Origin of the sequence: Pseudofulvibacter geojedonensis, assembly GCF_042675745.1 — a bacterium.
Classification (GTDB): domain Bacteria; phylum Bacteroidota; class Bacteroidia; order Flavobacteriales; family Flavobacteriaceae; genus Pseudofulvibacter; species Pseudofulvibacter geojedonensis.
Genome location: NZ_JBHTJM010000008.1, coordinates 429,403 through 450,451 on the forward strand (window position 1 = coordinate 429,403; position 21,049 = coordinate 450,451).

Annotated in this window: 16 protein-coding genes; 13 read left to right on the forward strand and 3 right to left on the reverse strand. The window is 31.4% G+C overall.

The window, feature by feature from the left end; translation table 11 throughout:
* Positions 1–6: 6 nt before the first annotated feature.
* Positions 7–2,781, reverse strand: a complete 2,775-nt coding sequence (locus ACFQ1O_RS09220) for a putative LPS assembly protein LptD (RefSeq protein ID WP_377715642.1) — start codon at positions 2,779–2,781, stop codon at positions 7–9.
* Positions 2,782–2,838: 57 nt separating this feature from the next.
* Here ACFQ1O_RS09220 and ACFQ1O_RS09225 point away from each other — a divergent pair, with 57 nt between their 5' ends.
* From ACFQ1O_RS09225 to ACFQ1O_RS09270, 10 genes are all read left to right on the forward strand, one after another.
* A complete protein-coding gene (locus tag ACFQ1O_RS09225) occupies positions 2,839–3,963 on the forward strand; it encodes an N-acetylmuramoyl-L-alanine amidase family protein (RefSeq protein WP_377715644.1) in 1,125 nt (374 codons plus the stop codon).
* A 103-nt stretch (positions 3,964–4,066) separates the two neighbouring features.
* The gene (locus ACFQ1O_RS09230; protein WP_377715646.1) at positions 4,067–4,996 is read left to right on the forward strand and encodes an MlaD family protein; all 930 of its coding nucleotides are present in this window, start codon (positions 4,067–4,069) and stop codon (positions 4,994–4,996) included.
* A gap of 18 nt (positions 4,997–5,014) precedes the next feature.
* Positions 5,015–6,316 (forward strand): 4Fe-4S dicluster domain-containing protein, encoded by a 1,302-nt coding sequence (locus tag ACFQ1O_RS09235; protein ID WP_377715648.1) that lies wholly within the window; start codon positions 5,015–5,017, stop codon positions 6,314–6,316.
* A gap of 60 nt (positions 6,317–6,376) precedes the next feature.
* Positions 6,377–7,159 carry a (Fe-S)-binding protein gene (locus tag ACFQ1O_RS09240; RefSeq protein ID WP_377715650.1) on the forward strand — a complete coding sequence of 261 codons (783 nt, stop codon included), beginning with the start codon at positions 6,377–6,379 and terminating at the stop codon, positions 7,157–7,159.
* Positions 7,160–7,183: 24 nt separating this feature from the next.
* The gene (locus ACFQ1O_RS09245; protein WP_377715652.1) at positions 7,184–7,816 is read left to right on the forward strand and encodes a hypothetical protein; all 633 of its coding nucleotides are present in this window, start codon (positions 7,184–7,186) and stop codon (positions 7,814–7,816) included.
* A 185-nt stretch (positions 7,817–8,001) separates the two neighbouring features.
* Positions 8,002–8,487, forward strand: a complete 486-nt coding sequence (locus ACFQ1O_RS09250) for an ABC transporter ATPase (RefSeq protein ID WP_377715654.1) — start codon at positions 8,002–8,004, stop codon at positions 8,485–8,487.
* A 536-nt stretch (positions 8,488–9,023) separates the two neighbouring features.
* Positions 9,024–9,629, forward strand: coding sequence for a hypothetical protein (locus tag ACFQ1O_RS09255; protein WP_377715656.1), 606 nt, complete (start codon positions 9,024–9,026; stop codon positions 9,627–9,629).
* Positions 9,630–9,774: 145 nt separating this feature from the next.
* Positions 9,775–12,726, forward strand: coding sequence for a glycoside hydrolase family 3 N-terminal domain-containing protein (locus ACFQ1O_RS09260; protein WP_377715658.1), 2,952 nt, complete (start codon positions 9,775–9,777; stop codon positions 12,724–12,726).
* 48 nt (positions 12,727–12,774) lie between these two features.
* Positions 12,775–13,920, forward strand: a complete 1,146-nt coding sequence (gene bshA / locus ACFQ1O_RS09265; RefSeq protein WP_377715660.1) for an N-acetyl-alpha-D-glucosaminyl L-malate synthase BshA — start codon at positions 12,775–12,777, stop codon at positions 13,918–13,920.
* Positions 13,907–14,380 carry a protease complex subunit PrcB family protein gene (locus ACFQ1O_RS09270; protein WP_377715662.1) on the forward strand — a complete coding sequence of 158 codons (474 nt, stop codon included), beginning with the start codon at positions 13,907–13,909 and terminating at the stop codon, positions 14,378–14,380. The genes bshA and ACFQ1O_RS09270 overlap by 14 nt, the downstream gene beginning before the upstream one ends.
* 36 nt (positions 14,381–14,416) lie before the next feature.
* Here the strand turns inward: ACFQ1O_RS09270 and ACFQ1O_RS09275 are convergent, their stop codons facing one another.
* Positions 14,417–14,914 (reverse strand): hypothetical protein, encoded by a 498-nt coding sequence (locus ACFQ1O_RS09275; RefSeq protein WP_377715664.1) that lies wholly within the window; start codon positions 14,912–14,914, stop codon positions 14,417–14,419.
* A 303-nt stretch (positions 14,915–15,217) separates the two neighbouring features.
* On the opposite strand from ACFQ1O_RS09275, the gene hglS reads away from it, so the two are divergent.
* The 3 genes from hglS to ACFQ1O_RS09290 all read left to right on the forward strand — a co-directional run bounded on the left by hglS (position 15,218) and on the right by ACFQ1O_RS09290 (position 20,192).
* Positions 15,218–16,648 carry a 2-oxoadipate dioxygenase/decarboxylase HglS gene (gene hglS, locus ACFQ1O_RS09280; RefSeq protein WP_377715666.1) on the forward strand — a complete coding sequence of 477 codons (1,431 nt, stop codon included), beginning with the start codon at positions 15,218–15,220 and terminating at the stop codon, positions 16,646–16,648.
* 167 nt (positions 16,649–16,815) lie between these two features.
* Complete coding sequence (locus ACFQ1O_RS09285) at positions 16,816–17,280, forward strand: Lrp/AsnC family transcriptional regulator (RefSeq protein WP_377715668.1); 465 nt, start codon at positions 16,816–16,818, stop codon at positions 17,278–17,280.
* A gap of 2 nt (positions 17,281–17,282) precedes the next feature.
* Positions 17,283–20,192 (forward strand): FAD-binding and (Fe-S)-binding domain-containing protein, encoded by a 2,910-nt coding sequence (locus ACFQ1O_RS09290; RefSeq protein ID WP_377715670.1) that lies wholly within the window; start codon positions 17,283–17,285, stop codon positions 20,190–20,192.
* Here ACFQ1O_RS09290 and ACFQ1O_RS09295 read toward each other — a convergent pair.
* Positions 20,189–20,998, reverse strand: coding sequence for a hypothetical protein (locus ACFQ1O_RS09295; RefSeq protein ID WP_377715672.1), 810 nt, complete (start codon positions 20,996–20,998; stop codon positions 20,189–20,191). The two genes, ACFQ1O_RS09290 and ACFQ1O_RS09295, sit on opposite strands and share 4 nt — an antisense overlap.
* Positions 20,999–21,049 lie beyond the last annotated feature (51 nt).

Consider the following 21,049-nt stretch of genomic DNA (forward strand, 5'->3'; position numbering starts at 1 on the left):
TTAGATTTAATTAATAACCTTATCTCTTTCTCTACGTTTTTCCCATTTTATATCACTTAAAACAGAAGATTTAATACCTATAAAGAAAAACCATGATTTCTGTAGTCCGAAAGGAAACCACTGGAAATTCATTTTCCAACTTAATAGATCTCTTTCAAACCTTAAGTTGGTAGCAGTAATACCTTTTTGTTTAAAATCATATCCAGAACTAACTCCTACTTTCCATCGAGGTGATAGCTCAACATCTCCAGATGCCATAAGAGAGTTTCTAGATATTTCATTCTGTCTGGCAAAATTATTGTAGGCTGCAGAATAAGCTAAACGCAAACTCCAAGGAATTTTATAATTATATAGTTTAACATCTTTTTGTTCATCATCTTCATTATCGTCAAAACTAGATTTGCTTAAATCCCCATTTCTTTGTCCTAACAAGTCTTCTGTATTATTAAGGGTTGTAGATGTATTGGGATCTGAGTTTTTATTGTCACTTTTTTTGTCAAAATCTGAACTTGAAAACGAATAATTTAATGTGAAGTTAGCGTTAGTAAGTCTAAACAAACTTCCCCCGTTATCAATATTAAATTTATCTATACGAGTATTATTATTGTCTAGAGCATAAGGGTCTAAGCTCATACCAAAGTTAATGTTCATTTTATTTTTCATTAACTGGGTACCTCCAGAGATAGCTACTGGGCTAATTTGTAAAGAATCTCCAGCTAAGTTGTACGATGTAGAAATGTTTAGGTTGTTTAAGATACTTACTTTTCTGTATTTTATTTCTGTAGAATCTGTCTCTTTTTCTCTAACTTTTGCTTCAATAGAGTTGCCAATTCCTAAGCCAATAGAACTTGAATAAGTTTTACCAGGACTACCATAAATAGAATTTTCAAACGGACTATATTCTATTGTTTCAAAGCGTTGAGTACCATCAGCATCAGTAACTTCTTTTAAATATTGCTCATAATAAAAGTCAAAAGAAGGATTTACATTGTAGCTAATACTTGGTCTTACTACGTGTCTTATTGCTTTAATTTTTTTTCCGGAATCTTCTTTGTCAAAATTATACATACCGTATAGGGTGGTACCAACACTAGAAGAGAAATTATAAGTTCTATAACTAGCAAAGCCATTATCTACTTCAGTTACTTCTTTGTTTAGAGTGTTATCGTAAAATTTCCTAACTTTTTCAAAATTCCAAACTTCGTTATATGTTCCTCCGGCACTAACACTTAAATAATCAAATACTTTAAAGTTGGTATTAACAGGTATAGAGTGTCTAATTCCCATTTTGGCATCATCAAACATTTCTTTTTTAAAGAAGAATTCATCAGTAGTATTAATTCTATTCTGTCCAGTAAAAGAGTATTGAAAATTAATATTTTGAATGATTCCCTTTTTGCTGCCTGTTTTAGGTTCAAAAGGGTAAATACGGTTAATACTACCTTGAACATTAGGTAGGCTCATATTAATCTGTTCTGTATTGGTGTTTTGTGAGTGCGTTGCCGTAGCAGAAAAATTTGCTCCTAAACTTCCTGGAAAAGATTTGTTATAAGAAATAGACGAACTTAAAGTATTGGTTAGATTATTACCAATATTGAATTGATTAATAGAGTTGTTGTAATAATTACTAGACCCTAAGTTTACAGAGGCAGAAAAACGAGAATTAGGGTTTGCTTTGGCATCTTGACTATGAGACCAGCGAATATTATAAATTGTAGATTTGCTATAATCAGGAAACCCCCTTTCGCTATTAATCAAGTTTTCATATCTAAAACTAAACTGACCGTTAAACTTATAGTTAACCTTATAGTTAGAACTCAAATTATACCCATAACTACCATTGGTGTAATAATCTCCTAATAAAGTTAAATCAAAATAGTCGTTTATAGCAAAATAGTAACCTCCGTTTTGAAGAAAATACCCTCTGTTGCTATTCTCTCCAAAAGTAGGGACTATAAAACCTGAAGCTCGATCTTCTGTTAATGGAAAATAGGCAAAAGGTATACCTATAGGGGTAGGTATTTGATAAATATACATATTAGCAAACCCGCTTACGATTTTCTTTTTAGGAACAAATTTCCCTTTTCTTATTCGTATGTGATATTCGGGGTCATCTAAATCCTTAGAGGTAGTGAGCCATGCCTCTTTAATAAAAATGGTAGAATCGTTTACTTTTTTAGTAATTGCAGCTTTAACATTCATACCGTTTTGCTCAGTACGTGAGTTAAAAACTAATGCTTTTTGAGTGTTAAAGTTATAGCGAATAGAGTCAGGTTCTACTTCGCTATCACCTTGTTTAAAAATAGGACGCTGTATATAACCTGTAGAATCTTTAATACCAAAAGCATATACCTCACTTTTAGCATAATTTATGATGATTTTACCTGCTTTAATATTCATGTCTTCGTAGCTAATTTCAGCATTGTTGTATAAATACATTTGCTTTTCTCTACGGTTAATTTTGATATAATCTGTTGCTTTATAATTTACAACATCAGTAAGAGTTTCTTTTACTTTAATAGAATCTTTAGGGCGAATGGTGTCTACTTCTTTGGTGTTAAGCTGATCAAATTCTGTAGACTTAGGCATTTTAGTAACTTCTTTTTCAATAGCTGTGTCGTCTCCCTTTATAGGTATACCTGACTTTGGTATATCTTGCCCGAATGCAGTATTGTTAATAAACAAGGTTAAAAATGTTACTAAAAGTATATGTAAGCTTTTTGTCTGCAAGTCTATATCTACTATTTTTGTAAAAGTATGGCTTAGTTTTTGGAGTGTCAAACATACAAATATATTTTTGGCTAGTTTTTATTTTTTAGAAAATTTTAGGTTCAGTTTATGAAAGAATTAAGGAAAGACTCTTTTTGGGTTGTAATATTGTTTTTAGTTGTATTTTTTGAAGGTTTTACGCCTGTATTTGCTCAACAAAAACACAATAAAGCATTTACAATAATGATTGACCCTGGTCATGGAGGAAAAGATACAGGTACACCAGGTACTGGAAGGTACAAAACTGGTGAAAAAGATATAGCCCTAGATGTGTCGTTAGCTTTAGGGAAAAAACTAAAAGCAGAACTTTCTAATGTTAACGTGGTATATACAAGAACTACAGATGTTTATCCTACTTTACAGGGAAGGGCGGCAAAAACAAATAAAGCAGATGCAGATTTATTTATATCAATACATTGCAATGCTCAACCGTTAAAAAATAAAAAATTGGGAGGACCTGCTAATGGTTCAGAAACATTTGTTTTAGGATTACATAAAAACGAAGCCAATTTAGAGGTTGCAAAAAGAGAGAACTCGGTAATTTTTTTAGAAGAAAATTATGAAGAGAACTATGAGGGGTTTGATCCAAATTCTCCTGAATCGTTAATAGCCCTAACCTTAATGCAAGAAGAATATTTAGAGCAAAGTATAGAAATAGCTTCTTATATAGAAAATGAGTTTGTTGTTACAGCAAAAAGAAAGAGTAGAGGAGTTAAGCAAGCTGGATTTTGGGTGTTGTCTAAAACTTACATGCCTAGTGTATTGGTAGAATTAGGCTTTTTAACGCATTTAAAAGAAGAAAAATTTTTGAATTCAAAAAAAGGAAAAGATGTAATGACTTTAGCACTTTTTAAGGCTATTAAGAAATATGTAGCTAAAAGAGTTAATGTAGAAAAAACGCAAAAAAGTACTGGTTCAGTTACTTCAGATAGCAAAGACAAAGGCTTGGTGTTTAAAGTTCAATTAGCTGCTAGTTCTAGAGAATTGGCTTTAAAACCGTATAATTTTAATGGTTTAGATGAATTGTCTAAAGAGAAAACTGGAAAAATTTACCGCTATTTTACAGGAGCAACCAGTAGTTATTCTAAAATTAAAGAAGTGCTTAAGCAGGCCAAAAATAAAAAATACAAAGACGCATATATAGTAGCTTATAAAAACGGAAAGAAAATTTCTCTTAGCGAAGCGATTAAATAATTACCTTTTTATTAACAATTTTATGTGCAATATCTTGCGCTAAAATAGATTGCTTCTAAGGAAAATATTAGTAATTTTGTTTGCGAACTAATATTCAGACATTTTGAAACTATCTAGAGAAATAAAAACAGCCATATTAATGCTGGCTGCTATCTTTTTGTTCATCTTCGGTTTTAGTTATTTAAAAGGGAAAAACCTATTTGGTAACGAACAACTATACTACACAACTTTTGAATACAATGCTTTAGCAAAAGGAGCTATTGTAACTTTAAAGGGAAATCCAATAGGAAAAGTTGAACAAATAAAATACGATTTCGAGAAAAACAAAACAGTTGTCGCTTTTAGTGTTTCAGAATCGTTTCAATTTTCTAAGAATAGTTTAGTTAAAATGTATGAAACTGGATTAATGTCTGGTAACGGATTGGCAATTATTCCAGCCAAAGAAGGAGAAAGAGCTGTGCCAGGAGATTTTTTAAAATCTCAGATTCAGAAGGGATTGGTAACATCTTTAAAAGAAAATTTTTCAGGTTTAAGTACTGGTTTAGATGTAACATTAAAATCAGCAGATACTTTATTGCACAACTTAAATGCTTTAGTAGAAGACGATTCTGAAAAAGGTTTGAAGAATGCAATTGCTGAATTGAATAAGACCATGAAGTCTTTTAAAAACTTATCATATAGTTTAAATGGTGTTTTAACTATGGAAGAAAGTAAACTGAATAAAATGATAATTAGTTTTACTAATACTGGAGAAAAGTTCGGTAAACTAGTAGACTCATTAGAACAGGCAAATTTAGGAGCTACCGTTGCTAATCTAGATAAAACTCTTACTAATTTAAACAGGGTTCTTGAAGGAATTAATGCTGGAGAAGGAACCATGGGTAAATTAATGAAGGATGAAAAATTATATAATAATTTTGAAGCCGCTTCTAAAGAGTTAGAAGAATTGTTGAGAGACATTAAGCTTCACCCTAAAAGATATTTTAGAATTTTATCTAAAAAAGAAATTCCTTACGAACAAGAGAAGAACTAAAAACTAACAACTCAATTTATGCAATACATAGACAATATTCTATTTGTAGCTGTTTTAACAGCTGGAATCTGGTTTTTTGCAAAAAACATTAAAAAGTTAATACGTAACATTAAGTTAGGTAAATCTATAGATAGGACCGATAATAAATCGGAACGATGGAAAAACATGGCTAAAATAGCCTTGGGTCAGGGTAAAATGACTCGCCGTCCCGTTTCTGGTATTCTACACATTATAGTTTACGCAGGTTTCTTAATTATTAACATTGAAGTATTAGAAATTATTATTGACGGAATCTTTGGTACTCATAGAGCCTTTTCAGGAATGGGGGCTTTCTACGGTTTCTTAATAGGAACTTTTGAGATATTAGCATTTTTAGTTTTTGTATCGGTAATTATATTCTGGATAAGAAGAAATGTTATAAAAATTAAGCGTTTCCTAAGTGAAGAAATGAAAGGTTGGCCAAAGTCTGATGGTAACTGGATTCTTTATTTTGAAATGATTTTAATGTCGTTGTTTTTAATAATGAATGCAACAGATGTTCCATTTCAAGAAATGAATAACGGTAATATAATTAGTCAGTACTTAGCTCCAATCTTCTCTGGCTTAGGAGAAACAACGCTACATGTAGTAGAAAGAGGAGCATGGTGGTTGCACATAGTTGGTATTTTAATTTTCTTAAACTATTTATACTACTCTAAACACTTACATATTTTATTAGCTTTCCCTAATACATTCTTTGCTAACTTAAAGCCAAAAGGAGCTTTTAAAAACGATGAAAATGTAACTAAAGAAGTAATGATGATGATGGATCCTTCGGCAGATCCTTATGCTATGCCAGAAGAAGGAGCAGAAGAAGAGGTTTCTACGTTTGGAGCTAAAGATGTAACAGATTTATCTTGGGTAAATTTATTAAATGCTTACACCTGTACAGAGTGCGGTAGATGTACTAGTAACTGTCCGGCTAATCTAACAGGGAAAAAATTATCTCCTCGTAAAATCATGATGGATACTCGTGATAGAATAGAAGAAGTTGGTAAAAATATAGATGCCAACGGAGGAGAGTTTATAGATGATGGTAAAAACTTATTCGATTGGATATCTAAAGAAGAAATTTGGGCTTGTACTAGCTGTAACGCTTGTGTAGAAACGTGTCCGGTTAACATAGATCCGTTAGAAATTATAATGGATATGCGTCGTTATTTAGTAATGGAAGAAAGTGCTGCTCCTGCTGAATTAAACAATATGATGCAGAATGTAGAAAATAACGGTGCTCCTTGGCCTTATAACCAAATGGACAGGTTGAATTGGGTGAACGAATAGTATTTCTACAAATTAAATTATTAAAAAATTACTCTCACGAAGAGTTAAAAATATAAAATTATGAGTGAAGCATTAAATGTACCAGTAATGGCAGATTTATTTGCAGAAGGTAAAGAGCCAGATGTGTTATTCTGGGTTGGATCTGCAGGTAGTTTTGATGATAGAGCTAAGAAAATTACCAGAGCTTTTGTTAAGTTGCTAAATAAGGCTGATGTTAATTTTGCTGTATTAGGAACAGAAGAAAGTTCTAGTGGCGATGCAGCAAAAAGAGCAGGGAATGAATTTTTGTTCCAAATGCAAGCGGTAACTAACATTGAAATAATGAATGCTTACAATGTTAAAAAGATTGTAACAGCTTGCCCTCATTCATATAATACTTTAAAAAACGAATATCCTAGTTTAGGAGGAAAATACGAAGTTTTACACCACACAGAATTTATTAAGCAATTAGTAGATGCTGGGAAACTAAATATTGAAGGAGGAAAGTTTAAAGGTAAGAGAGTTACTTTCCATGATCCTTGTTATTTAGGTAGAGCTAATGATGTTTATGAAGCACCTAGAGACTTAATTAAAAGTTTAGATGTGGCGTTGACAGAAATGAAGCGAAGTCGTCGCGATTCTTTATGCTGTGGAGCTGGAGGTGCGCAGATGTTTAAAGAACCAGAAAATGGTCATAAAGATGTTAACGTATTGCGTACTGAAGATGCTTTAGAGACTAATCCGGAAATTATAGCTACTGGTTGTCCTTTTTGTAATACCATGATGACAGATGGTGTTAAGGCTAAAGAAAAAGAAGGACAAATAGAAGTGTTGGATATAGCAGAGTTGTTGGCTAATAATTAAATTTTTATAAAGAAAGTAATAATAATGAAAAATAATATAGCACTAATTTTTATTGGTTTGGTTTTTAGTTTTACTCTGTCGTTTGGGCAAAATAAAGCTAAAGATGAAGCGTATAATTTGATAGCAAATGATGTTTGTAAAATGATTAAAAAAGAAGATTTTTCTTCAATGTCATTAAAGCAAAAGGAAGTTAAATTAGGACTTTTTATGATTCAATCTTATGGCAAGCATAAGAAAACTAATAAATATCTTAAAAACACAAAATTTGACGACATGTCATTGCTAGGAGAGGAGATTGGTGTTAAAATGGCTGAAATTTGTGGTGTTGAGTTTGTATCTTTGTTTAGTGGAGATGAACTTGAGAATCTAGTTGATGAAGATGTAGTAGATTCAACTGATAAAACGAGTGATGAAGTGATTACTTTTGAAGCTATTTTTATATCGGTTCACAATGATGCGGTTTCTTATATTAAGGTGTTAGATGATTTTAATAAAGAGCATAACATATTAATATTGAATGATTTTGAAGGAGGTAAACTACTTAAAAAGGAAAATATTAAAAAGAAATTTAAAGTTTCTTATGAAGAATATTCTCTTTATGATTTAAGTGAACAAGGATATACTAATAAAAAAGTTTTAAAGTCAATTGAATTATAGACAATCAATAATTAGTGGCTTGGTACAAGGAATTGTATTTGCTATTGTAATGGCATTGTTTGATATGTGGAAATCTCAGCCATTCTCAATATTGAAATTTGTCATTCATGCTTTTATTTTTGGCCTCATAATGATAATAAGTCATATTTATAAGCAAAAGAAAGCTAATAAGAAATAAAATTTTTATGTACGTCCCATTTTCAGAATTACCAGATCATTCAAGAGTTTGGATTTACCAATCTAACAGACGTTTTACAGAACAGGAGCTTAAGGAAATTTCAGCTAAAATACAAGAGTTTTTAGAAAACTGGGCTGCTCATGGAACTGGTTTGCAAGCTAGTTTTGAAATTAAATATGAGCGATTTATTATACTAGCAGTCAATCAAGATACTCAAACAGCAACAGGTTGCTCTATAGATTCATCAGTACAATTTATTCAGCAATTAGAAAAAGAGTTTGAAGTAGAATTGCTAGATAAGATGAATGTAGCTTTTAAACAAGGAGATTTTGTAAACTTTAAGCCTTTAACAGAGTTTAAAAAAATAGCTAAATCAGGTGCAGTAGGTAAAAAAACTATCGTATTTAATAACTTGGTTACTAACATAGCCGAATATAAAGAAGGTTGGGAAATTCCGGCACAAGATTCTTGGCACGGGCGTTTTTTTAAATAAGCACTTGTTTATACAACATTATTGTATTGATTCACAACACATCAATATGTTTTTACCACTATTAAAGAGGGTTTTACATCTGTTATTTGGTTGGTTATCTGTTGTTTAACGATTATTTAAACAGTCTAACGGAAAAATATAGCTAACAATAGAACTTATTTTTATATTTGATTAGAGCAACAATTAAACCCAATTGCGATGAAAAAAGATAGTTTTACTCTCGTTTTGTTGCCTCAAAAAAAATTACTTCACATTGACATCCCTGTCAATTTCATAAATCAAAAATTACATTTTTATAATGTAACTCATGATGATTTGCTATTTTACCAGATACTTCAATTTTATCTGATTAAGCTAAAACGCTTCATGTTTTTTCAGTTTTCATTCTATTTTTAAAATGGTCTATTAATTCATAGGCAGATTTGCTATTTGTATTGATTAAAAAATAACAAGTAACCTATATATGGTTAAGTCTTGAAGAGGCTCTGTATGTCTAATTCAAAGTATAACCTATTCAATCTCTAAATTTATAAAAAATGAAAAAATTATTATACATATTAATATTGTCACCTTACTTTATTTTTTCTCAAGTAGGTATTAATACAACAACTCCACAAGAAACGTTACATGTAGAAGGTACTTTATGTGTAACAAATACAACAACTAAAACTCCCAATAAATTAGCGGGTTTAGATGCAAACGGTACATTAACTGATGTTGTCGTGGGTAGCAATTTACAATTAACAGGTAATGTGTTAAGTGCTACTGGAGGAGGTGGAGGTAGTTCTGCTGTATATTTGGTTACCACTATTAATGTGCCAGATGGCCCTCCTGGAGAAGAGCTACATAACTTTGATATTAATTTGTCTGGAGCAAACTCAGATAAAGTGGTTTTTAGGTTAGTTGGTAGAACAGCAAATTATAAAATTACAGGAATTAGTGGTGGTACTGATGGTAGACATATAGTATTATTTAATGTTAGTACTTCAAACTTAACTTTAAATGCAGAAGACACAGATTCATTGGCTCAAAATAGATTGATAACTTTGGCTAATAATGTAGCAACCTCTGGTCAAGGTACAGCAGAATTGGTTTATGATGGAGCTTTACAAAGATGGATTTTAATAGGGTTTAGAGATTAATAAAGTTTTTCATAAATATATTCAAAAGCTCTTGTTAAAGAGCTTTTTTTTTGCTGTTAAAAGAACTATCTTTCCTAAAAAAAGCAAGACCAGTCTTAAAGCAGTTTGGTATGGTTTTTTCATAGATTTTAAGAAAAGAGATAGAATGATTTATAGAATAGTTTTTTTATTACTGATAATCAGTCAGTTTGTAGTTTCACAAGAAAAGCATCCTTTACAAACAAAAGATAGTTTAGCTCAAATTCAATGGGTTAATGATACTTATAATGCAATGACTTTAGAAGAAAAAATTGGTCAGTTATTCATTGCTGATGTTTGGTCTGCTAAAGAAAAAGCTCATACAGATAAAATAAAAGAACTAATCAAAAAGTATCATATTGGTGGGGTTATGTTTTCTAAAGGAGGACCGTATCGTCAGGCAAAACTAACAAATGAGTACCAAGCTTTATCTAAAACAAAACTGTTAATTACTCAAGATGCAGAATGGGGATTAAGTATGCGTTTAGATTCTACCTATGCCTTTCCTTGGAATATGACATTAGGGGCAATAAAAGATAATCAACTAATTAAAGAAGTTGGTAAACAAATTGGGGAACATTGTAAGAGAGTTGGAGTACATATGAACTTTGCTCCAGATATTGATATCAATACTAATCCGTTAAATCCAATTATTGGAAATCGTTCTTTTGGAGAAGATAAAGATAATGTAGCAGCTAAAGGAGTTGCTTTTATGAAAGGAATGGACGAGGCAAATGTTTTGGGGTCTGCTAAACACTTTCCTGGGCATGGAGATACCTCACAAGATTCGCACAAAACATTGCCTACTATAGATTTTGATGCAGAAAGAATCGAAAATGTAGAGTTGTATCCTTTTAAAAAATTAATTGAAAACGGCGTAGCAAGTATTATGGTTGCTCACTTAAATATACCAAGTTTGGGTACTAAAACGGGTAAACCTTCTTCTTTATCAAAAAAAATAGTAACAGATTTATTAAAAGACAAATTGGGATATAAAGGTTTAATTTTTACAGATGCGCTTAATATGAAGGGGGCGTCTAATTATAAAGAACCAGGAGAGGTAGATTTAGCAGCATTTATGGCTGGTAACGATATCTTGTTAATATCTAAAGATATACCAAAAGCTGTAGCAAAAATTAAAAAGGCTTATGAAAAGAAAAATATTTCTGAAGATCGTTTAGCTCATTCGGTAAAAAAAATATTGATGGCTAAGTACAAAGTAGGACTAAATAATCATCAACCCGTTGAACTGGCTAATATTCATTCAGATTTATTAGATAAGAGTAATGATTTACTTTACAGTAAGTTAATAGATAATGCTATAACGGTAGTTAAAAATAAAGAAGAAATTTTACCGGTTGGCGATTTAACCACCACGAATATAGCTTATGTAAAAATGGGAGAGTCAGATAATTCGGCTTTCATATCTCGATTAAATAAATATGCAAAAGTAACCGAAGTAAAAGCTAGTCATTTAGATGATTTAATTAAAAAGCTTTCTAAGTTTAATTTAGTTATTGTAGGTGTACATAAATCTAATGTCAATCCATGGAAGTCGTATAAGCTTAAAGACAAAGAAGTTACTTGGTTGTACGAAATAGCCAGAACAAATAAAGTTATTTTAGATGTGTTTACAAGGCCTTATGCATTACTAGATTTAAAGACTACTAACAATTTTGAATCGATTGTACTTTCATATCAAAATAGTAAAATAGCTCAGGAAAAATCTGCCGATGCTATATTCGGATCTATAGCGGTAAAAGGAAAGTTACCAGTAAGTGCCAATACCGATTTTCCAGTTAACACTTCAGTGAAAATTGAAAAGACAAATCGATTGGGGTTCAATCAACCCGAAAACCATTCGTTTGATGTTTCTAAGTTAGAAAAAATAGATTCAATAGTGAATTATGCTATATCAGAAAAAATGACACCAGGAGTTCAATTAGTAATAGCTAAAGGAGGTGATATAATTTATAATAAAAACTATGGATATCAAACTTATGCTAAAAAGCAAAGGGTTACAGATGAAACATTGTATGATGTAGCTTCGTTAACAAAAATAGTTTCCACATTACCATTATTAATGGAAATGGAAGAACAAGGTATTGTTGATTTGAATGATAAACTAGGAGAGTTATTACCTGAATTGTCAGATTCAAATAAAAAACAGATAACCATTAAGCAAATGTTATCTCATTATGCTCGTTTAAAAGCTTGGATTCCTTTTTACTTAAAGACTTTAGATAGTGTTCATCAAAAACCAATGAAAGAGTATTATAGAAAGGTTAAATCTGATAGTTTTCCATATCAGGTAGCTAAAAATTTATATATCAGTAAGTACTATAAGCAAGATTCTATTTTTAATAGAATTAAAGAAACAGATTTATATAGAAAATGGAGATATAAATACAGCGATTTGCCTTATTATATACTTAAGAAATATATAGAGAATCATTATCAAACAGGGTTAGATGAATTGATTCAAAACAGATTTTATAGGCCTATGGGGTTAACAGCCACGTATAACCCTTTAAAAAAGTATCCTGTTGATATAGTGGCTCCAACAGAAGAAGATCAGTATTTTAGATATCAGCAAATTAAAGGTTATGTGCATGACATGGGGGCAGCTATGCAAGACGGTGTTGGTGGACATGCAGGTGTGTTTGCAACCGCTACAGATATAGCCAAAATTATGCAAATGTATATTCAAGGAGGCAGCTATGCTGGTAAGCAATATTTAAAACCTTCGACTATTAACAAGTTTAACAAAACGTATTACGAGTATAAAAAAGTAAGGAGAGGAGTTGGTTTTGATAAGCCTCAGTTAGGAGAAGTAGGTCCTACTTGCGACTGTGTGCCTATGGTTAGTTTTGGGCATTCAGGATTTACCGGTACTTTTGCTTGGGCAGATCCTGAAAATGAGTTGGTATATGTATTTTTATCTAATAGAACCTATCCAGATGCAGCTAATTTTAAATTGGTAAAGGAAGATATAAGATCAGAAATTCAGCGTGTAATTTATGAGGCTATTGGCTATGTTAAGCCAGAGCATTCTGCAGTAGGGAGTAATAGTAAGTAATTATTTTTACTTAATTATAATAATTTTTATAATCATTTAAATTAAAATATGAGAATTGCAATTGTTTGTTATCCAACTTTTGGAGGTAGTGGTGTAGTAGCTACTGAATTAGGTATAGCCTTGTCTAAAAGAGGTCATGAGGTGCATTTTATTACCTACAAACAACCAGTGAGATTAGATTTATTAGAAAATAATATTCAGTTTCATGAAGTAAATGTTCCAGAATATCCTTTATTTCATTATCAACCGTATGAACTGGCATTGTCTAGCAAATTGGTAGATATGGTTAAATTGCATGATATAGAATTGTTACATGTACATTATGCAATACCTCATGCTTATGCAGCATATATGGCCAAAAAAATGTTGCAAGCAGATGGAATTAATATACCTATTGTTACCACGTTGCACGGTACAGATATTACTTTAGTTGGTAGCCATCCATTTTATAAGCCCGCTGTAGCCTTTAGTATCAATAAGTCTGATGCGGTAACTTCTGTTTCTGAAAGTTTAAAAAATGATACACTCAGACTCTTTAAAATAACTAATGATATAGAAGTAGTGCCTAATTTTATAGATTTAGTAAAGTATAAAGAGGCTTCTAAAGCAGAATGTAAAAGACATTTGTTAGCCGCACCCGAAGAGCGAATTATTACTCATGTAAGTAATTTTAGAAAAGTAAAAAGAATTGACGATGTAGTTAAGTTATTTCATTTAATTCAAGAGAAAGTTCCGTCAAAATTAATTATGGTTGGAGATGGTCCTGAAAGAGAACCTGCAGAAGAATTAACTGCTAAACTTGGTATTGCTGATAAAGTAGTGTTTTTAGGAAAAAGTAATGAGGTAGACAAAATACTTTGTTTTTCAGATTTGTTTTTATTACCATCCGAAACAGAAAGTTTTGGTTTAGCGGCTTTAGAAGCTATGGCATCTGGTGTTCCAGTAATATCTAGTAATACAGGTGGGATTCCAGAAGTAAATAAAGATGGCTTATCTGGTTACCTAGCTAATGTTGGAGATGTAGAAACCATGGCTGTTAAAGCAATTGAAATATTACATAAAGACAGTATATTAAATAAGTTTAAGAAAAATGCCAAAGAAATTGCAGCTCAGTTTGAGTTAAATTCTGTGGTTAGTAAATATGAAGAATTGTATAACAAGGCATTAAATAAGTTAAGTAATGAAGTTGTGTAGTATAATAGTATTGTTGTTTATAGGATGCAGTTCTCAAAAGAAAATTGTGGCCGATAAAGTAACTAAGAGTGGTGCAAGTGAAATTGTTTTCGAGCAGTTAGTACAGTCTTCTGTTGGTGGTTATGAGCACCCGCAGATTAAGGTTTTTAAGGAGCAAAAGGCTTTAGAGGAGACATTCGGCTATATAAATAGCTTTAGAAAACCTGGTTTTCCAATACCTAGTAAAATAGATTTTTCTAAAGAAACTGTTGTAGCTGTTTTTATGGGACAAAAAAATACAGGAGGTTATGCTGTATCTGTACAGGAAGTTATAGAGTTAGACGGAAAAGTAAAAGTGTTTATTGAAGAAAAATCTCCAGGAAAAAAAGATATGGTTACTATGGCAATAACTCAGCCATTTTGTGTTGTTAAAATTAACACTAGTAAAGAGATCATTTTTGAAAAAAGAGTTGTTAAATAGAAAAGCCATAAATAAAAAAATATTTTAAGCTATACTCTAAAATTTATACCTCATTCCAAAACCAAAACCAAAATTTAAGCCATCATTATTATTGTTGTTAAAGTGAAATTCTGGTCTAGTATCTAATGATAATAAAATTGGGAAGTCAGGAAAATGATATTCTATACCAATATTACCTGCTGCATAAAAGAAAGTTCCATTAGTTGTTACGCTATTTCCACTGGCATCTTTATATTTAGTTTTCCAGCTACCTAGTCCACCTCCAGCTCCAGCATACCAGTTAAAGTCGCCATCTAAAAGCCATATCCATTGATATAAACCTGTAACTTTAAAAGCATTGGTGTTGTGGTCGTTTTCCCAACCTAAATTAGCCTCTAATCTATTGATGTCGCCCAAAGCTCTTTGGTAGGTAATTTCGGCTCCAAATCCATTGTTGTTTCCAAACCGTAAGCCTATAGCATTATCAGATATTTCTTGAGCATTAGATAAAAACGTGAATAATAAAAAGAATAATAGAACAATTGGTTTTTTCATGTATTAATAGTGTCTTATTAGTTTGTAATAGTAGTAACATTAAATATACAGAATTATTGTTATATGTGTTGATTTTAAATTTTAGGTAGTCTACTCTTGTCTTAATTGCAATTCGTTTATTAGAGAAAGTAATCAAATTGATTTTTTGAAGGGCTTTTTTAGATTATAATAGTTTTTTAATTCATTTTTAGATCTGGTTTTGAGTAAATATAATTTATAATGACTTATTTTATGGTTAATTTGGTTTTTAATGTGATTTATTATAGTTGTTTTAATTATTTTTGTATTAAAATTTAATTGATTATGTTATCAGATAATGTTATAGAGCAGTTTAACGATACAAAAACAGATTTTGTATCTTCAGAATACATACGTAGTCGTTTTTCTACTGTTATGTCTGGCATGTATAAAAACGAAGTACCTCTTTATGGAGAACTCCTTGATTTAGTTAACGATGTAAATGATAAAGTTCTTTCCGAATCTGAAGAAATTAAAGAGCAATTAGTTAGCACTGGAGAAAATACGAGGCTTAATATGGAGCGTCATGGTGCCATTCGTTTAGGAAAACCCTACGAATTGTATACTATGAGAAGGCTTTTTAAAGTTATGGGTATGTTTCCTGTTGGTTATTACGATCTTGCTACTGCAGGTGTACCTGTTCATGCTACAGCATTTAGAGCTATAGAAAATACAACCCTTAATCAAGCACCTTTTAGAGTTTTTACTTCATTATTACGTTTGGATTTAATTGATGATGAAAAGCTTCGTGATAGTATTGAAAGTATTTTAGACAATCGTCAAATTTTTACTCAAAAAGCTTTAGAGTTAATCGATAAATATGAAAGTGAAGGAGGATTAAATAAAGAAGATGCAGAAATATTTGTTCAAGAAGCATTAGAAACCTTTAGGTGGCATGATACTGCTACTGTAGATTATGAAATGTACGAAGCTTTATTGGGGCAGCACAGATTAATTGCCGATGTAGTTGCTTTTAAAGGACCACACATTAATCATTTAACACCAAGAACTTTAGATATTGATGAAGTTCAAACAAATATGGAGGCGCGTAATATCCCTCCTAAAGATAATATTGAGGGGCCACCTCCAAGAAAATGTCCAATTTTATTACGTCAAACAAGTTTTAAAGCCTTAACAGAAAAAGTGACTTTTAAAAACGATAGTGGAAATAGTAAAAAAGGAAATCATAAAGCTCGATTTGGCGAGATAGAACAACGTGGGGCAGCAGTTACTCAAAAAGGATTAGATTTGTATAATGAGTTGTTAGGAAAAACCCGTAAAGCAATAGGTGGTTCGCCAACTGCAGAAAATGCTTCAGAGTACAATCAATTATTAAAAGAAAATTTTAAAGATTTCCCTGATACTTATGAAGAGTTACAGTCTAAAGGCTTAGCTTATTTTCATTATTTTACAACAGAGAAAGCAAAGACAATTTCAAAAAGTAAAACGTATACAAAATCAGACATAAACCAATTGTTAAAAGATGGTTATTTAACTATAGAACCAATGGTTTATGAAGACTTTTTACCAGTAAGTGCTGCAGGTATATTTGCTTCGAATTTAGGAACAGAAGATGCAAAACGAGAGTATGAAGGTACCTCTAACCAGTCATTATTTGAAAAAGATTTAGGCGAGCCAGTTTATAAGTTAATGAGCTGGTATGAAGATAAACAAGAAGAAACTATTCAAAAATGTTTGGCAGAAATTAATAATTAATCAGTTGTTTCTTTAAAAGAATAATTGTTAGTTCGAGTAAGTTTTATCTAAATAATTAGTAAAATTACTCGAACTAATGTTATTAGCTATCTTAGTTTTATTCTGTAAATAAAGTTATCTTTTTTATATTGTTTCTATTTTAATACTAACATAACACTATTATTCTTTTGAAAAATCAATTTGACTATATAGATCAACAAATACTATTAAAATTACGTTCAGATGCAAGAAAGGCTTATTCGCAAATCGCCGAAGAGCTTAAGGTGTCAAATTCGCTTATTCACCAAAGAGTAAAAAAACTTACCGAAACAGGGGTAATTAAAAAAGCAGACTTAATTTTAGATGAGAAAAAACTAGGTTATAACACCAAGGCGTATGTAGGTATTCGACTTAAAGAAGCTCGATTTGCAACAAAAGTAGTAGAAAAGTTACGAGAAATAAAAGAAGTGACAGAATGTAATTATGTGTCTGGTAAATACGCTATTTTTGCGCTAGTTTATGCAAAAGATAACGACCATTTAAGAAGTGTTTTGTACGATCAAATACATGAGGTAGATGGTGTTGGAGGAACAGACTCGTTTATATGTTTCACTACTAATTTTGATAGGTCTGTGCCTGTAGTAATTTCGTAAAAATGAAAGACAAATTAGTTCAATTAGAACAAAAAATAGAAGGAGAGTTAAAATTTAATAACTTATACAGAGCAATGTATGCAACAGATGCTTCTGTGTATAGAAAATTGCCTTTAGGGGTAGCTTTTCCTAAAACGGTAAATGACATCAAATTGTTAATTCAGTTTGCTAGAGAAAATAAAACATCATTAATTCCTAGAACAGCAGGTACTTCTTTAGCAGGTCAGTGTGTTGGTGAGGGTTTGGTGGTAGATGTATCTAGACATTTCACAAAAATAGTATCTGTAGATAAAGTTAAGAAACAAGTAACTGTTCAACCGGGTGTTATTCGTGATGAATTAAATGAGTATTTAAAACCGTTTGGTTTGTTTTTTGGACCAAATACATCAACTTCTAACAGGTGTATGATAGGAGGTATGGTAGGTAATAATTCCTCTGGTACTACATCAATTCAATATGGAGTTACAAGAGATAAAATTGTTTCAATGAAAACAATATTGTCTGACGCTAGTGAAGTTGAGTTTAAAGAACTAGATAGAACAGAATTCGAAAAGAAGTTACAGCTTACTACTTTTGAAGGAAAAATTTATCAAAAAATTCACAATGAGCTTTCTAATGTAGAAAATCAAAATAGAATTGAAAAAGAATTTCCTAAACCATCTATACACAGAAGAAATACTGGTTATGCTGTAGACGAACTATTGTGGTCTAATATTTATAATAAACGAGATCGAAATATAAACTTTTGCGATTTATTATCCGGTAGTGAAGGTACTTTAGCTTTTACTACAGAAATAACTTTGCAGTTAGACGAGTTACCACCTAGTCAGGCTGTTATGGTAGCATCACATTATAAAACTATAGACGATTGTTTAAATGATGTAGAAAACACCATGAAGCATAATTTGTACACTTGTGAAATGATGGATAAGGTCATTTTAGATTGTACAAAGAACAATACTACTCAAGCTAAAAATAGATTTTTTATTGAAGGTGATCCTGCAGCAATATTAATGTTGGAAATCAAGGCTGATACAATAGAATTAGCAAAAGAAAAAGCCAAAGAGTTAATTAAAGACTTAGAAAATATAGGGTTGAGCTATGCTAATCCTATTTTAGTGGGTAATGAAATCAAACAAGCTTTAGAATTGCGTAAAGCAGGTTTAGGTTTATTGGGTAATATGGTAGGAGATAGAAAAGCGGTAGCTTGTATAGAAGATACAGCTGTTGCTTTGCCAGATTTAGCCAATTTTATAGCCGAGTTTACTTTGTTAATGGATAAGTATAAGCAACAAGCTGTTTATTATGCACATGCGGGAGCTGGAGAAATTCACTTACGACCAATACTCAATTTAAAAAACAAGTATGATGTAGGTTTGTTTAGACAAATAACTACAGATGTAGCTCATTTAACTAAAAAATATCAGGGTTCTTTTAGTGGTGAACATGGTGATGGAATTGTAAGAGCTGAATTTTTACCAATTATGATTGGTAAAGAAAACTATGAGTTGTGTAGAAGAATAAAATATTTATTCGATCCAGAAGAGATATTTAACCCCAACAAAATAGTAGATGCTCCAAAAATGGATGAATCTTTGCGTTATGAGATTGATAGAAAAGAACCAGAGATAGATACTTTAATGGATTTTTCAGATTCCGAAGGCTATTTGCGTTTAGCTGAAAAATGTAATGGATCTGGCGATTGTAGAAAAGGGGTTTCGGCTGGAGGTGCTATGTGTCCGAGTTATCGAGCAACTAAAGATGAAAAAGATGTTACTCGGTCTAGAGCAAATACCTTAAGGGAATTTTTAACCAACCCAAGAAATGCAAATCGTTTTGATTCTAAAGAAATAAAAGAATCATTAGATCTGTGTTTAAGTTGTAAAGCATGCGCTAGTGAATGTCCTAGTAATGTTGATATAGCTGTTTTAAAATCAGAGTTTTTATATCAATACCAAAAACAAAATGGTTTTAGCTTACGATCTAAGCTATTTGCGTATAATACTAAAATGAATAAATTGGCCTCTAAGATGCCAGCTATTAGTAATTTTGTGTTTTCTAACTCATTAACCTCGGGGCTGCTGAAAAGTATGAATGGCGTAGCCCAGGAGAGAAGTTTACCGTTAGTTTCTAAATCTTCTTTATCTAGTCTAGAAAAAAGAAAACAAAAAATAGATAAAGTGATAAAAGAAGTCTATTTGTTTGTAGATGAGTTTACTAATTATTTAGATGCTCAAATTGCTTTTGATACGTATGATTTGTTAACTGCTTTAAATTATAAAGTGCTGTTTGTAAGTCATGAAGAGAGTGGAAGAACCTTTATTTCTAAAGGTTTCTTAGATCAAGCAAAAGAGGTTGCAGATAAAAACATAACAGTTTTTAAGGATAAAATAACCAATGAAACTCCATTGGTTGGAATTGAACCATCTGCTATTTTAACATTTAGAGATGAGTATAAGCGTTTAGTTGACGATAAGGAGGCAGCAATAAGAATTGCCAACAATACTTTTTTAATTGAAGAGTTTTTAGCAAAAGAAATTGCAGAAGAGAATATTGATCAAGATCAGTTCACAGAAGAATCAAAAACTCTTAAAATTCATAATCATTGTCATCAGAAAGCTTTAAGCAATCAGAAAGTAACTTTCGATTTACTGAATTTACCTATGAATTACAAGCCTACCATTATTGCTTCAGGTTGTTGTGGTATGGCAGGTAGTTTTGGTTACGAAAAAGAGCATTATGAGGTAAGTATGAAGGTTGGGGAGCAGACTTTATTTCCATCTGTAAGAAAAGCAAATAAAGACACAATAATTGTTGCTAATGGTACTAGTTGTAGGCATCAAATAAAAGATGGAACACAACGAGTTGCGCTCCATCCGGTATCAGTTTTATTACAAGCATTAAAAGCTTAATTAACTGTATAAGAGGTTATTTCCTGATCAGTAATAGTAGATCCCGTATTAGGAATTGGTAAGTTGATACCTGGTACACTTACTAAAGAATAGCTAAATGTAGCATCAGAATCTATTAAGCCAATTCCTTCTGCATAATAGTTTTTGATGATATAAATCTCCTGATCATTTAATATAGGGAAATTAATATTGTTTACTGGAGTTGTAGCAGATGCACTAATAATTATATCTGCTACAATAACATTATTATATATTTGTCCGTCTACGGTATGGTTATCTAAGGTTTCTCCTTGCTTAGTTTTAACTACATAACTAACATCTATTGTAATACCTTGAATAGTTTGGTTAGTAGAGCCAGGCTGTTCAGATAAAATATCTCCATTGTTTTTGTTTTGATTAATTAGCTCTACATCATCAATTACAATGCTATGATCTGTACCTCCTAATTGACTTAATGGAAGATCAATCTCACCTTTCATATAAAGAACACCTTCTTCAGATCTAAAATTATTTTGATCTAACATACCAGACATGATACCTGTGCTGCCTTGAGACATACTCATATCTGTATAAGTTTTAGAGTTTATTACAACATCTGCATCAGCGGTAATAACGTCTGTACTGTTGGTAACATTAGTTCCGTCATTAGAAGAAACTGCATATGTCCAAGTATTTCCAACAGTTAGTGGAGAGTAATTGTTGTATGTTATTGGGGTACTTGATCCGTCATCAGAAGATGAACATGAAATGGTACAAATTGAAGCTAATAATAAAGCATTAAACCCTATTTTTTTTAAAGAAATCATATTATAATTTTGGATTAATTAGCGCTAAATATACAATTTTTTATTAAGAGC